This is a genomic window from Bradyrhizobium ivorense, assembly GCF_900696085.1.
GTDB lineage: Bacteria > Pseudomonadota > Alphaproteobacteria > Rhizobiales > Xanthobacteraceae > Bradyrhizobium > Bradyrhizobium ivorense.
The window spans coordinates 280054-294374 of the sequence record NZ_CAADFC020000033.1; the positions used below are offsets into that span (position 1 = coordinate 280054).

General features: G+C 66.1%; 15 protein-coding genes. 7 read left to right on the plus strand and 8 right to left on the minus strand.

What is annotated here, in order from left to right:
- Positions 1 to 274: 274 nt before the first annotated feature.
- Entirely contained in the window at positions 275 to 1933 is a 1659-nt protein-coding gene (locus tag CI41S_RS39760) for an electron transfer flavoprotein-ubiquinone oxidoreductase (protein WP_139864429.1), read from the minus strand.
- Between the two features lie 6 nt (positions 1934 to 1939).
- The gene (locus CI41S_RS43950) at positions 1940 to 2095 is read right to left on the minus strand and encodes a hypothetical protein (RefSeq protein WP_172628379.1); all 156 of its coding nucleotides are present in this window, start codon (positions 2093 to 2095) and stop codon (positions 1940 to 1942) included.
- A 26-nt stretch (positions 2096 to 2121) separates the two neighbouring features.
- Between CI41S_RS43950 and CI41S_RS39765 the strand changes: the two genes are divergently transcribed.
- Positions 2122 to 2949 (plus strand): uracil-DNA glycosylase, encoded by an 828-nt coding sequence (locus tag CI41S_RS39765; protein WP_139864734.1) that lies wholly within the window; start codon positions 2122 to 2124, stop codon positions 2947 to 2949.
- A gap of 6 nt (positions 2950 to 2955) precedes the next feature.
- On the opposite strand, the gene CI41S_RS39770 is transcribed toward CI41S_RS39765, so the two are convergent.
- From CI41S_RS39770 to CI41S_RS39785, 4 genes are all read right to left on the minus strand, one after another.
- A complete protein-coding gene (locus tag CI41S_RS39770; RefSeq protein WP_139864430.1) occupies positions 2956 to 4461 on the minus strand; it encodes a glycosyltransferase family 39 protein in 1506 nt (501 codons plus the stop codon).
- Positions 4462 to 4799: 338 nt separating this feature from the next.
- Positions 4800 to 5579, minus strand: a complete 780-nt coding sequence (gene rnhB, locus CI41S_RS39775) for a ribonuclease HII (RefSeq protein WP_139864431.1) — start codon at positions 5577 to 5579, stop codon at positions 4800 to 4802.
- Positions 5580 to 5747: 168 nt separating this feature from the next.
- Entirely contained in the window at positions 5748 to 6194 is a 447-nt protein-coding gene (locus CI41S_RS39780) for a VOC family protein (protein ID WP_139864432.1), read from the minus strand.
- A gap of 204 nt (positions 6195 to 6398) precedes the next feature.
- A complete protein-coding gene (locus tag CI41S_RS39785) occupies positions 6399 to 7562 on the minus strand; it encodes a PA0069 family radical SAM protein (protein WP_139864433.1) in 1164 nt (387 codons plus the stop codon).
- Positions 7563 to 7721: 159 nt separating this feature from the next.
- Between CI41S_RS39785 and CI41S_RS39790 the strand changes: the two genes are divergently transcribed.
- The 3 genes from CI41S_RS39790 to CI41S_RS43955 all read left to right on the plus strand — a co-directional run bounded on the left by CI41S_RS39790 (position 7722) and on the right by CI41S_RS43955 (position 9435).
- Positions 7722 to 8291 (plus strand): glycosyltransferase family protein, encoded by a 570-nt coding sequence (locus CI41S_RS39790; protein ID WP_139864434.1) that lies wholly within the window; start codon positions 7722 to 7724, stop codon positions 8289 to 8291.
- A gap of 71 nt (positions 8292 to 8362) precedes the next feature.
- Entirely contained in the window at positions 8363 to 9286 is a 924-nt protein-coding gene (locus CI41S_RS39795) for a bifunctional helix-turn-helix transcriptional regulator/GNAT family N-acetyltransferase (RefSeq protein ID WP_139864435.1), read from the plus strand.
- Positions 9283 to 9435, plus strand: coding sequence for an RSP_7527 family protein (locus tag CI41S_RS43955; protein WP_172628380.1), 153 nt, complete (start codon positions 9283 to 9285; stop codon positions 9433 to 9435). Before CI41S_RS39795 ends, CI41S_RS43955 begins: the two co-directional genes overlap by 4 nt.
- Positions 9436 to 9558: 123 nt before the next feature.
- Here CI41S_RS43955 and moaB read toward each other — a convergent pair whose 3' ends face one another.
- Positions 9559 to 10122, minus strand: a complete 564-nt coding sequence (gene moaB, locus CI41S_RS39800; RefSeq protein ID WP_139864436.1) for a molybdenum cofactor biosynthesis protein B — start codon at positions 10120 to 10122, stop codon at positions 9559 to 9561.
- A gap of 154 nt (positions 10123 to 10276) precedes the next feature.
- Complete coding sequence (gene ypfJ, locus CI41S_RS39805; RefSeq protein ID WP_139864437.1) at positions 10277 to 11215, minus strand: KPN_02809 family neutral zinc metallopeptidase; 939 nt, start codon at positions 11213 to 11215, stop codon at positions 10277 to 10279.
- 383 nt (positions 11216 to 11598) lie between these two features.
- On the opposite strand from ypfJ, the gene CI41S_RS39810 reads away from it, so the two are divergent.
- The 3 genes from CI41S_RS39810 to CI41S_RS39820 all read left to right on the plus strand — a co-directional run bounded on the left by CI41S_RS39810 (position 11599) and on the right by CI41S_RS39820 (position 14074).
- On the plus strand, positions 11599 to 12732 hold the full coding sequence (locus CI41S_RS39810) for a site-specific DNA-methyltransferase (RefSeq protein WP_139864438.1): 1134 nt from the start codon (positions 11599 to 11601) through the stop codon (positions 12730 to 12732).
- Between the two features lie 175 nt (positions 12733 to 12907).
- Positions 12908 to 13234 (plus strand): hypothetical protein, encoded by a 327-nt coding sequence (locus CI41S_RS39815; RefSeq protein ID WP_139864439.1) that lies wholly within the window; start codon positions 12908 to 12910, stop codon positions 13232 to 13234.
- A 153-nt stretch (positions 13235 to 13387) separates the two neighbouring features.
- Entirely contained in the window at positions 13388 to 14074 is a 687-nt protein-coding gene (locus CI41S_RS39820; RefSeq protein ID WP_139864440.1) for a glutathione S-transferase family protein, read from the plus strand.
- Positions 14075 to 14321 lie beyond the last annotated feature (247 nt).

The window sequence follows — 14321 nt, forward strand, 5'->3', positions numbered from 1 at the left end:
CCAAGCGGCGGCATCACGGCCGCCGACAATGCCGCTTTTGGCGTTCAACCGCAAGGATAGGCATGACGAATCAATCGGCAGATTAGGCCCTTAGGGCCGCCGATCCAGCCAGCCTGCTCCGCAAGACGCTTCTAGTGTGGCGGTATCGTGGCCGGCGCGCGCACAAAACGCGTTGAGACACAGAAGGATGCCCTGGAAACAGTTCCGCCTCCGCTCGCAAGCGGAGAAGCGGGGGTGGTCAGGAGCGCGTGCCCTCACGCAATTGTGGTCAGGCTTACATCGCCTCGTAGTTCGGGCCGCCGCCGCCTTCCGGAGGAACCCAGGTGATGTTGCCGTTGGGGTCCTTCACGTCGCAGGTTTTGCAGTGGACGCAGTTCTGGGCGTTGATCTGGAAGCGCGGGCCCGAGCTCTCCTCGACCCATTCATAGACGCCGGCCGGGCAATAGCGGTTGGAGGGACCGGCGAACACGTCGTGCTCGGAGGTCTTCTGCAGGTTCATGTCGGCGACCTTGAGATGGACCGGCTGGTCCTCCTCATGGTTGGTGTTCGACAGAAACACCGACGACAGCTTGTCGAACGTGATCTTGCCGTCCGGCTTCGGATAGGCAATCGGCTGGTGCTGCGTGGCGGGATCCAGCGTCTTGCGGTCGGGCTTGGCGTGCGACTGGGTGCCGAACAGCGAGAAGCCGAGCGTGTTGCACCACATGTCGAAGCCGGAGAACAGCGTTCCGAGGAGATTGCCGAACTTCGACAGCAACGGCTTGGCATTGCGGACCTTGAACAGGTCCTTGCCGATTGCCGAGGAGCGCCAGGCATTCTCGTACTCGACGAGCTCGTCATTGGCGCGGCCGGCGCCGAGCGCTGAGGCGACATGCTCGGCCGCGAGCATGCCGGAGCCCATCGCGTTGTGGACGCCCTTGATGCGCGGCACGTTGACGAAGCCGGCGGCGCAGCCGATCAGCGCGCCGCCCGGGAACGACAGCCGCGGCACCGACTGGTAGCCGCCCTCGGTGATGGCGCGCGCGCCATAAGCGAGACGCTTGCCGCCCTCGAACAGCTCGCGGATGTCGGGATGCGTCTTGATGCGCTGGAATTCGTCGAACGGCGACAGATACGGATCGTTGTAGTTCAGATGCACGACGAAGCCGACCGCGACGCGGTTGTCGTCGTAGTGATAGAGGAACGAGCCGCCGCCGGTCTTGTCGTTCAGCGGCCATCCGAGCGTGTGCTGCACCCGCCCCTTCTTGTGCTTCGCCGGGTCGATCTGCCAGACCTCCTTGAGCCCGATGCCGAACTTCGGCGGCTCGGAGTTGGCGTCGAGGTTGTATTTCGCGATCAGTTGCTTGGACAGCGAGCCACGCGCGCCCTCGGCGAACAGCGTGTACTTGCCGAGCAGCTCCATGCCGCGGGTGTAGGAATCCTTGTGGCTGCCGTCCTTGGCGATGCCCATGTCGCCGGTGGCGATGCCGCGCACCGCGCCCTTGTCGTCATAGAGCACTTCCGCCGCGGCGAAGCCCGGATAGATCTCGACGCCGAGCGCCTCCGCCTTCGGCGCCAGCCAGCGGCAGACATTGCCGAGCGAGCCGATGTAGCAGTGATGATTGTTCATCAAGGGCGGCATGATGAAGTTCGGAATCCGGAACCAGCCCTGCGACGTCGCCCAATAGAAGCGGTCGCTGGTCACCTGGGTCTTGAGCGGACAGTCGGCGTCCTCGCGCCAGTCGGGGATCAGTTTGTCGAGCGACACCGGATCGATCACCGCACCCGAGAGGATGTGCGCGCCGACCTCGGAGCCCTTCTCCACCACCACGATCGACAGCTCCGGATTGAGCTGCTTGAGCCGGATCGCGGCCGACAGGCCCGACGGGCCGGCGCCGACGATGACGACGTCGAATTCCATGGATTCGCGCGGAGGAAGTTCTTCACTCATGATCTGATCTCAGCCCATCGAGAACGCTTCTAAGCTTTTCAGGGTCGTTGTTTCCGATTTTTCGGGGAAGGACAACCATGGAATTGCGCTTCCATGGGTCTGCACAGCCCCGATACCGCCCGGCATGATCTTTTCCGAAATCCGGGCTCCATTTTTCTCGTTCATGCTCTAAATTGCACCCCATCATGGCCCTGACGCCCGAACCCGCCCCTACGCTGCAGCAATTGCTGGCCTTTTACCTCGAGGCCGGGGTCGACTGCGCGCTGGGCGATGAGCCGATCAACCGCTTGGCGGAGGTCGACGCGGTTCCCGCGCCCGCCGCGCCGCGTCCCGGTGCCGCGCTCAATCCGCTGCGTCCGCCGCCGCCGGTGATGCCGTCAGTTCCGCGCAGCGAAATCGCCGTGGCGCCGGACGCCGCGATCGCCTCGGCGCGCGATGCGGCGCGGATGGCGCCGACGCTCGAGGCGCTGCGTGAACTGTTGGAGACATTCGACGGCTGCGCGCTGAAGCACACCGCGACGAAATTGGTGTTCGCCGACGGCAACCCCGAGGCGCGCGTGATGTTCGTCGGCGAGGCGCCGGGCCGCGACGAGGACATCGAGGGCCTGCCGTTCGTCGGCCGCTCCGGCAAGCTGCTCGACCGCATGATCGCGGCGATCGGGCTCGATCGCGGCAAGGCCTATATCGCCAACGTGATCCCGTGGCGGCCGCCCGGCAACCGCACGCCGACGCCGCAGGAGACGCAAATCTGCCTGCCCTTCATCCAGCGCCAGATCGAACTGGTGAACCCCGACGTGCTGGTGACGCTCGGCAATCCCTCGACCCAGGCGCTGCTCGGCACCCGCGAGGGCATCATGCGTACGCGCGGCAAATGGGTCGACTACGACACCGGCACCCGCACCATCCGCGCCATCGCGACGTTCCATCCGGCCTATCTGTTGCGCTCGCCGTCGTACAAGAAGATGACGTGGCTCGATCTGCGCGCGATCGCGAAGGCGTTGGCGGCGGCAAACATGTAAACGTCATCACCCCTTCGGCCGCACGATGGCCCAGCCGATCCGCAAGGTCGGCAGCCGGCCGTTGACCAGCCGGTCGAACGAGCGCGGCACCTCCGGCACCAGGTTCGGAAAACGCTGCGCGATCTCCGGCGGCGGGGTGCCGGCGGTGTCCTGCGCGCGCCACACCACAACGCCGCCGGTCTCGTTGAATTTTGCGATCGACAGCCACGGCGTCCGCCGCGGCGCGGCATCGAGCAACAGATGCGGACGCCGCGCCTGCATCGCGATCAGGCTGGCGAGCTCAGGGTCGCCGGCCACCGCGCGCAGGCGCTGATTGGTGCGGCGCTCATAACTGTCGTCGAAGAAGCGCCCGATCGCGGCCGACGGCAACGAGGTCGCAAGCTCCGTGGTGCTGGTCCAGGGCAGGAACAGCGCCATGACCAGTGCCAGCGCGGCGGGTGCCGCCACGGCAAGCGCCCAGACCGAGCGCAGCAGCCGCTGCCGCCGCAGCCGGATCAGGTCGCCGCTCGCGACCACCACGGCGAGCCCGGACATCAACAGCGCGACGCCGGCGCCGCCGAACACGCGGTCGAGGTTGAACAGGCCGGAGACGAAGCTGCCGACGATGCCTGGTGCGAAGGCGAAGAAGTAGACGAATTGCTGCCCCAGCGGATCGACCGGCGGACGGTAGATGATCGGCGGATCCTCTTTCTCGCGGGCGAACCAGCGCGAATTGAGGATCACAAGCAGCACGATCGCGGCGGTCGCCACGATCAAGCCGCCGAGCACGATGCCCCATCGGGTGGCGCGGGCGCCAAGATCGGCAGCTGCGGGCAGCGGCGGCAGCGACAATGCGTCGGCGCGGACCAGCCAGATCAGATAGGGCAGTGCCAGCACGATGACGACGAGCAGCGCGTAGATCGGATCGACCGCGCGCAAGGTGCGGCGGCCGCGCTCGGTTGCGACCGCAAAGCCCGCGACCAGGAGGATCATGCCGATCGCCGCCGGCGTCGTCAGCAGCAGCAGGCCGCAATCGATCGACCAGGCGAACCAGGCGCTGCGCCGGTTCTGCCCGATCAGCTGCCAGGAATGCAGCAACAGCAGCGCCCACAGCGGACGCGCCAGAATCAGCGGGCCGAACTCGACGCTCGGCGAGGAGAACACGACGACCGTCATCGACAGCAGCACCGCGAGCACGCCCTGCGGCCCGCCGACGATGGCGCGCGCCAATTGATAAAGGGCGATGAAGGTCGCGATCTCGCAGATTTGCGCCAACAGATAGACGCCGAACACGTGGTTGCCGGCGGCGCGGTAGGCGATGTCGGCGAGCCAGAACGAGAGCGGCGGCCCCATGTCGGTGCCGACCTGATATTCGCGGCCGAACGCCAGCACGGTGGCGAGGTTGCCGGGCGGGCTGCCATAGACGATCAGCGGCAGGAACAGCCAGATCGCGGCCTGCGCCAGCACCACGATCCACACCACCAGGCGCGGCCGGGCGCGGATCAGTTCGACGACGAGGGAGGTAAACCGCATGAAACGCCTGAAATGCCCCAACCACCCGTGTCAGCGGCGCAAGCTGGTCCTTGCGGTTTGATAACGGGCGGCGGGGATGGAGGCAACCGGTGTACGCACGACTCTCTCCGCGACAAACCAACAGTGCGACTCGCGGCCACCCCTCTCCCCAACCCTCCCCCGCAAGGGGGGAGGGAGCCCTTCCGTCGGCGGCTCACTCACTTGCTACCGAGGGATAGCTTTCGCGCACGTTCGAACGTACGACTCGATGTGAGGTGGGCACGCAGGTCAGGCTCCCTCCCCCCTTGCGGGGGAGGTGGGGAGAGGGGTGGCCGCAAGCGATGGCGTACGTTTGGACGCTACTCAGCCGCGGAGGCCACGGCTTCGCTCTCCGGATCGACGGTGAACAGGTCCGGCGTCGGCGGCTCCGGGAAATGCTTTAGCCGCGCCGCGACGACGGGGGCGAAGAAGCTGCGGTGATGGGCGCTGGGGCCGAGCCGATCGAGCGCTTCGAGATGCTCGGGCACGGCGTAGCCCTTGTGCTGCTCGAAACCGTAGCCGGGGCAATCCAGCGCCAGTGCGCTCATCAGGCGGTCGCGCGTCACCTTTGCGATGATCGAGGCCGCGGCGATCGACGCCACCAGGCCGTCGCCGCCGATCACCGCCTCGCAGTCGCAAGGCGTGGCGAGCCTGTCGCGGCCGTCGACGAACACGTGCTTGGGCGCCTCGGGGAGCGCGTGCACTGCGCGAGCCAGCGCCCACAGCGAGGCGCGCAAAATATTGTCGCGGTCGATTCGCGCCGGCGAGGCCACCGCGACCGAATAGGCTGCCGTCGCGCAGATCTCCTCGAACAGTTCCTCGCGGCGCTCGGCGGTCAGCCGCTTGGAATCGTCGAGGCCTTTCGGGATGCGCTTCGGATCCAGCACCACCGCGGCGGCGACCACGGGGCCGGCCAGCGGGCCGCGCCCGGCCTCGTCGCAGCCGGCGATCGGCCAGACCCCGCGCTTGATCAGCGCGCGCTCGCGCCGAAAGCTCGGCCGCACGATGACGCGCTTCTCCGGCTTGGCTGGCTCGGCCGGCGTCTTCTTCGCCGCGGTCTTCGCGCCTTTGGGCACGCTGTTGGATTTGTCCCGAATCATGCCGAGATGGTGGCGCAGGCCGAACCGGCAGCGCAACCGGGAACCCGGCGCCCTTCCCCGCTATTCAGGCGCGAGGGGGCGCGTTGCCAAAACAGCAAAAACAACCCCATGCAAAGTAGCCGGCGCCCCGGATGAGGAGGAGCGGAGTACCGCCGCGGCGAGCCCGAACTAGTCCGGCAGCGACACAAGGCGGTCGTCGCCGACCGTAAAGCCCGGCGCGCGGACCACCTCCCAGGCGTGGCCGTCGGGATCGGCGAAATAGCCGCAATAGCCGCCATAGCTGGTCGGCTTCGCCGGATTGAGCAGCTTTGCGCCCTTGGCGAGCGCGAACGCCATCACGGCATCGACCTCGGCATCGTCGCGGCAGTTCCAGGCAATGGAGACGCCATGGAAGCCGGCCGGCCGCGGCTTGTCGGGCAGCGCGGCGTCGGCGGCGAGCAGATGCCAAGGGAACAGCCCGATCACGGTGCCGCCGGTGTCGAAGAAGGCGACCTCCTCGCCGGTCGCGCGCATTTTTCTGGTGAAGCCGAGCGATTCATAGAAGGCGATGCTGGCGCGCATGTCATTGACGCCGAGGGTCAGGACGGTGAAGCGTGGGGTCGGAGCGTTACTCATGGTTACCTCATTCCCGTCATTGCGAGCGAAGCGAAGCAATCCATCTATCCCAACGTTGCGACATGGATTGCTTCGCTTCGCTCGCAATGACGCTCTTGGTTGCAGTTTCGAAGCCCGGATGGAGCGAAGCGTAATCCGGAAACTCTCCGCGGAGAGGCCGGTCCCGGATTGCGCTGCGCTGCATCCGGGCTACTGGTCCCTGCCCTAGAACAAACTCAGCTGCTGGCCATTCCGCTTCGGCCTCGCAAAATGATCGGTGGTCAGCTTGGTGCGGCGCTTGTTCAGGCCGAGCTTTTCGCAGGCGATCTCGAAGCGGCGGCCGATCATCCAGGCCATCGGGCCGGTGCCCTTCATCCGGGTGCCCCATTGCGAATCGTAGTCGCGGCCGCCGCGCATGTCGCGGATCAGGGTGAAGACGTGGCGGTAGCGGTCGGGATAGTTCGCCATCAGCCACTCGCGAAAGAGATCGCGGACCTCGAGCGGCAGCCGCAGCAGCACGTAGCTCGCCTCCTTGGCGCCGGCATGCGCAGCGGCATCGAGAATGCGCTCGATCTCCGAGTCGTTCAGCGCCGGGATGATCGGCGCCGCCATCACCGTGGTCGGGATGCCGGCATCACTGAGCCGCTTGATCGCCTCGAGCCGCTTCGGCGGCGTCGAGGCCCGCGGCTCCATGGTGCGCGCGAGTTTCGGGTCGAGCGTCGTCACCGAGAGCGCGACCTTTGCCAGGTTGCGCTTGGCCATCCGCGCCAGGATGTCGATGTCGCGGGTCACCAGTGCGGATTTGGTCACGATGCCGACCGGATGGCCGGCGCGTTCCAAGACCTCGAGAATGCCGCGCATGATCTTCCGTTCGCGCTCGATCGGCTGATACGGATCGGTGTTGGTGCCGATCGCGATCATACGCGCCTCGTAGCCGGGCGCGGCAAGCTCCTTCTCGAGCAACTCGGGCGCATCCGGCTTGGCGAACAGTTTCGATTCGAAGTCGAGCCCCGGCGACAGGCCGAGATAGGCATGGGTCGGCCGCGCGAAGCAGTAGACGCAGCCATGCTCGCAGCCGCGATAGGGATTGATCGAGCGGTCGAAGCCGATGTCGGGCGAGTCGTTGCGGGTGATCACCTTGCGCGAGGTGTCGAGCGCGACCGAGGTCTTGAACGGCGGCAGGTCGTCGAGGCTCTGCCAGCCGTCGTCGAAGGCCGTCCGCGCCTCGGCCTCGTAGCGACCGCTTGCATTGGACTGCGCGCCGCGGCCACGTCGCCGTTCGCGCTCGATCGCCACCGCGATCTCCGGAAAAGGGGAAGCACCCGCCGGGTTATCGGAGGGCGCCGTTGCCGGCGGGTGCCTGAGGGCATGAGAGGATGCTCTGCTCATGCCCGTGAAGCTAACACAGCTTGAGAACAAATCAAGAACATGTACGGAGAAATTCCACAGAACCGTGGCGCAAAAATCTGCAGACGAGAAGGCTGCTTTGAATATGACATGGTGATAACACAGCGCGGTTTTTCCACCCCTTTGAGCCGTTGAGCCTCAATGCTGAGCGTGATCATTCCGACCGACGGGGTCGAACGCACCGCGGTTGCGACACTGGCGGCGCTGGTGCCGGGCGCCGCCGCGGGGGTCATCCGCGAGGTGCTGCTGGTCGAGCGCACCAATACCGACGTGATGGAGCGCGTTGCCGACGTCGCCGGCTGCCGCTTCCTGCGCTTCGAGGGCAGCCGCGCCGCGGCGCTGGCCGCCGGCGCCAAACAGGCGCGCTCGCCCTGGCTGATGTTCCTGCATCCCGGCGCCGTGCTCGACACCGGCTGGATCGAGGAGACCACCCAGTTCATCCAGATCGTGGCGGCGAGCGGCAAGGACCGCGCCGGCATTTTTCGCTATGCCCGATCGCCCTACACCGATCCCGGGCTGCGCGACGGCTTCAAATTCGTCGCCCGGATGGTCGCCGGCCCCTCGGCCGAACAGGGCCTCTTGATCGCGCGCGAACATTACGAGCGGCTCGGCGGCTACCGGCCCGACGCCCGCCGCTCCGAGGCGCGGCTGCTGCGCCGGCTCGGCCGCTCCTCCCGCACCATGCTGCGCAGCCGGATCATGGTCGCATAGACGATACGCGCCCAAGATATACTTGCCAAAGTCAAATAATTATTTGACACTGGCAAATATCGAGGTGCGCCATGACAGACCCCGACGACCAGGTCACCGCCGTCCGCGGCTTCAACCGCTTCTACACCCGCAAGCTCGGCATGCTGGATCAGCATCTCGTGCACAGCCCGTTTTCGCTGAGCGAGGCGCGGGTGTTGTACGAGCTGGCCCATCGCGAGGACGCCGCCGCGCGGGACATCGGGATCGAGCTCGGGCTCGACGCCGGCTATCTCAGCCGTATCCTGCAGAAATTCGAGGACGACGGCCTGCTCGCCCGCAAGCCGCTGCCGACCGACCGGCGGCAGATCCGGCTCAATCTCACCGCCAAGGGGCGGCAGGCGTTCGCCAAGGTCAGCCGCGCCTCGCATGACGAAGTCGCCGCGATGCTGGCGCCACTGTCGCCGGAGGACCGCATCCGGGTCACCGCCGCAATGGCAACCATCGAACGGCTGCTGGAGCCGCCGGCCGCAAAGCCGGCCGGCTTCCTGCTGCGCAGCCACCGGGTCGGCGACATGGGCTGGGTGATCTCGCGGCAGGGCCGCGCCTATGCGGAGGAATACGGCTGGGACATCAGCTACGAGGCATTGGTCGCCGAGATCTGCGCCCAGTTCATCAGAAACTACGACCCGGCGCGCGAGCATTGCTGGATCGCCGAGGTCGAGGGCGAACCGGTCGGCTCGGTGTTCCTCGTCAACGGCGGTGACGGCATTGCAAAGCTGCGCCTGCTGATGGTGGAGGAGAAGGCGCGCGGGCTCGGCGTCGGACGGGCGCTGGTCGAGCAATGCATCCGCACCGCGCGCGACAACGGCTACAAGAAGATGACGCTATGGACCCAGAGCATCCTGCTCGCCGCCCGCGGCATCTACGACCGTGCCGGCTTCGAGCGGGTCAAGGAAGAGAGGCATCACAGCTTCGGCGTCGACCTGGTCGGCGAGACCTGGGAGCTGGACCTGTGAAGCCGCAGCGCCGCGACGAAGGGCGGCGCGTGACGGCAGAGCTCATCACGTTCTATGCGCTGCGGGCCCATGCGCTGCGCGCCGCGGCGTATCGCAACGCGGTTCGGGCGTTGTGGCGGGCGGTGGTCAGGATGGTCAGAGGCAGGTGATCGGTCCCGCACACTGAGTGCGTAGCCCGGATGCAGCGCAGCGCAATCCGGGACCAGTGTCGCCACCGGATGGACCGCCCCGGATTGCGCTGCGCTGCATCCGGGCTACGGAGCGAAGAACGACTACGCGCTGGCGCCTTTTGCCTTCGGGCGGCGCAGATGCTCATCCAGCCGCGGCATGATCTCGACGAAATTGCAAGGGCGCGTGCGGTAGTCGAGCTGCGCGGCCAGAATGCCGTCCCAGCCGTCGCGGCAGGCGCCGGGCGAGCCCGGCAGGCAGAAGATGAAGGTGGCGCCGGCGACGCCGGCGGTGGCGCGGCTCTGGATCGTCGAGGCGCCGATCTTGGCGTGGCTCAGCATGTGGAAGGCGATCGAGAAGCCATCCATCCGCTTCTCGAACAGCGGCTCGACCGCCTCCGGCGTGACGTCGCGGCCGGTAAAGCCGGTGCCGCCGGTGGTGATCACGGCGTCGACGCCCTCATCCGCAATCCAGCGCCGGATCACGGCTCTGATGGCCTCGACATCATCGGTGACGATCTCGCGCGCCGCGAGCTTGTGGCCGGCCGCGGTGAGGCGGTCGGCGAGCGTGGTGCCGGACTTGTCGTCGGCGAGCGATCGCGTGTCCGAGATCGTCAGCACCGCGATGTTGAGCGGGATGAAGGTTTTGGTTTCGTCGGTTGAGGACATTTCAGCTACTCCACACACTCCGCCGTCATCCTGAGGTGCGAGCCTTGCGGCGCATTTTGCGCCGCGAGGCGAGCCTCGAAGGATGGGCCGCGGGCTCCGTCATCCTTCGAGGCTCGCCGAAGAGGCGAGCACCTCAGGATGACGCGATCTAGAGCTACCCGCCGCTGCCGAACGTATTACACGCCTGCACCGTGCCCTGCTGGTAGCCGCGCATGAACCATTCCTTGCGCTGCGCGGCGGAGCCGTGGGTGAAGGAATCCGGCACCACCCTGCCCGTCGCCTGGCGCTGCAGCGTGTCGTCGCCGATCGCATTCGCGGTGGTCAGGGCGGCATCGATGTCGCCGGCCTCGAGGAAGCCCGGCCGCTTCTTCTCCTCGCGGTTGACCCAGACGCCGGACAGGCAGTCGGCCTGCAGCTCGACCCTGACCTGCAGCGCGTTGGCTTCCCGCTTGTCGCCGGCCTGCTGCTGCAGCCGCGTCACCCGCGGGATGATGCCGAGCAGATTCTGGATGTGATGGCCGGCCTCATGCGCGATGATATAGGCCGCGGTGAACTTGCAGGCGTTGCCGGAGCAGCCGCGGAAGCGGGTCTCGACCTCGCGGAAGAAGCCGGTGTCGAGGAAGATGGTCTTGTCCGGCGGGCAGTAGAACGGGCCCATCGCCGACTGCGCCATGCCGCAGCGGCCGCCGTTGGTGGCGTTGCGGAACAGCACGATCTTCGGGCCGGTGTAGTTCTGGCCGCTCGCCTGGAAGATCTCGCTCCAGCGATCGTCGATCTCACCCAGGATGCCGGCAATCATGCTGCCCATCTCGTCGGTCGGCGCGCCGCGCTTGACCTGACCGCCCGACGACTGCCGGTCGGTCTGATAGGTCGGAGCGTGGCCGCCGCCGGTGAGAATCTCCGCGCCGCCGATCAGGATGCGCGGATCGATGCCGAAGGCGTAGCCGAGCAGGCCGAGCACGATGATGGTGCCGATGCCGAGCCCGCCACCGCCGCCCATCGGAATGCCGAAACCACCGCCGCCTCCGCCCATCCCGCCTTCATCGCGACGGTCTTCGATGTCGTCGCTGCGGCGGAAGTCATCATAGCGCATGGCGGTTTCCCTCCATTCCAGTCCGTGCCCCGATGCGGGACACATCAGACGTAAAATTTTCACTCTGTTAATCAATAACCCGGCCGGCAAAAATTGCCTAGTGCACCGAGGCGGCTGCCCTCGCGGAGTTTGCCGCGCGAGCGAAGGCAATTCTAGCGGTCGAATCGTGCCGGTTTGATGATCGCGCAATTCGCATCGCACCGTGCAGATGCGAAAGCCGACGATGCAAATGACGACGCGCCGCGCGGTTCGAAAGTCGCTGCAATCTTTTACGCGACTATTTCCAATTAAGTCGATTTTTACTTTGCCGGGTCAATGTGTGGTCAGTCGGTTGTTTAGTCCCGCGTCGCCGACAGCGTCGCCTGAGTCAGAGTTCTTGAGTCATGGTAGTGTCGCGTCGCGGGGCGTCTGCAAAGGCGCCCCGCACTAAATTTGAGAATACCCCGTCGAGCCGGATCGTCGTCGGCGATTGCGTCGCCGAGTTGTCGAAGCTCACCGCAAGCTCCGTCGACCTGGTGTTCGCAGATCCACCCTACAATCTGCAGCTCAAGGGCGACCTGAAGCGCCCCGACGAATCGCATGTCGATGCCGTCAACGACGAATGGGACAAGTTCACGTCCTTCGCCGCCTATGACGATTTCACCCGCGCCTGGCTCCTGGCGTGCCGCCGCGTGATGAAGCCGTCGGCGACGCTGTGGGTGATCGGCTCCTATCACAACATCTTCCGCGTCGGCGCCATGATGCAGGACCTCGGGTTCTGGCTCTTGAACGACATCGTGTGGCGCAAGTCGAACCCGATGCCGAATTTCCGCGGCCGCCGCTTCACCAACGCGCACGAGACCATGATCTGGGCCGCGCGCGATGAGAAGGCCAAGGGCTACACCTTCAATTACGAAGCGCTGAAGGCGGCCAATGAGGACGTGCAGGCACGCTCCGACTGGCTGATCCCGCTGTGCACCGGCGAAGAGCGCCTGAAAGGCAACGACGGCAAGAAGGTGCATCCGACGCAGAAGCCCGAGCAACTGCTCGCCCGCGTGCTGCTGTCGTCGTCGAAGCCCGGCGATCTCGTGATCGACCCGTTCAACGGCACCGGCACCACCGGCGCGGTCGCAAAAAGGCTCGGCCGCAACTATATCGGCTTCGAGCGCGACAAGGCCTATGCCGCGGCTGCCGAAGCGCGCATCGCCGCGATCGAGCCGCTGCCGGACGCCACGCTGGCGCCGTTCATGACCGCGCGCGAGGCGCCGCGCGTCGCGTTCTCCGAACTGATCGAGCGCGGCATGATCCTGCCCGGCGCAAAGCTGGTCGACGCCAAGAAGCGCCACGGCGCGCTGGTCCGCGCCGACGGCGCCATCATGCTCGGCGACAAGGTCGGCTCGATCCACCGCATCGGCGCGGTGGCGCAGGGCTCGGGGGCCTGCAACGGCTGGACCTTCTGGCACGTCGAGACCAAGAACGGCCTGAAGCTGATCGACGAGTTGCGCGCCGAGATCCGCTCCGGGATGGCGGCGGGCTGAGCGCAATCTGCCGAATTCTCCACCCGTTATTCCGCGGCGCGCCTCTTGGCGCGAGCCCGGAATGACGAGCCGAGCGTACCGGACGCAGGGCAGCCATTTGTTTTTCGATTGCCGCCCCACGACGCGCGGGCCTAGGATACCGACGCTGTCACTTGCCGTTTCGATTGGTCGCCCGATGCGCAGACAATCCGAGACCTTGCTGCTGGTGCCGCTGCTGCCGATCTTCCTGATCGGCATGTTTCCGATGCTGCTGATCGGCCTGCTCGGATTTTTCGGCCTGATCATTTTCGGCATCCTGCTGGTCTGCGTCGGGCTCACGCTCGGCCTCGAGGCGCATGGCGAATTCAACGAGGGGATCATCGTCCACGGCTACGCGCGTCCGTCCGAACGCGCGACGCAGGTCTCCAACCTGCATGCGGCGACCCGCTCCGCGGCGGTGCTGGAGATCGTCGGACTGGCGCTGGTCGTAACCGGACTGGCCGGCTTTTTCGGCTATGGCTGACCGGCGCGCCGCGCACGGCTCTCTCGCAAACTCGTCGCTTGCGCATCGCAGCAAAGTTTGCGCATGAAGGCACACGCGCGGGCTTTCCCCCCGCAGCGTCCCGATCCCGTCGGTGAAAACATCAACCGGTCATAAAACCAGGGGAGTTCCTCCATGCTCAAATTCTATTTCAACGGCGCGCCGAACCCGATGAAGGTCGCGCTGTTCCTGGAAGAGTCCGGCCTGCCGTTCGAGGCGATCCCGGTCGACACCCGCAAGGGCGAGCAGTTCGCGCCGGACTTTTTGAAGGTCAATCCGAACGGCAAGGTGCCGGCGATCGACGACGACGGCATCCTCGTGTTCGACTCCAACGCCATCCTGCTCTACCTCGCCGAGGAGCACGGCAAGTTCCTGCCGGCCAACACCCCGGCCAACCGCGCCGCGACGCTGTCCTGGCTGATGTTCATCGCAACCGGCCTCGGCCCCTATTCCGGCCAGGCCGTACACTTCAAGCATTTTGCGCCGAAGGATCTCGACTACGCCCACAACCGCTACCAGTACGAGGCGCATCGCCACTACAAGATCCTCGACGATCACCTCGCCAAGTCGCGCTACATGGTCGGCGACGCCTATTCGATCGTCGACATGGCTTTTTGGGGCTGGGTTCGCATGGGAACATTCATCCTCGGCGAGGAAGGTTTCGCGAAGTATCCGAATGTGAAGCGGCTGCTCGACGAGATCTCGGCGCGTCCCGCGGCGGCCCGCGCCAACGCGCTGAAGGACAAGCACACCTTCAAGGCCGAGATGGACGACGAGGCCCGCGGCATCATGTTCGGCCACCTCAAGACCAAGGTGGCGTGAGGCCAGCCGCCTCAACGCGACAAGGGTGGGCACGCTTCGGCTTTGCCCACCCACACAAGCAATTTGCTGGCGCGACCTATCTTCGTCCCTGCGAAAGCACTATGGCATGCACACATCTGGTGCGAGGGCTTACAGGTCAGGAAGGCACCACCGGATGGGTTCCCTCCTCCCTTGCGGGGTCCGAGGCGAGCGAAGCTCGCTCTCGAGGTTAGGGAGAGGGGTAAGCCGCGCGGGCGGTGTTTGTGGC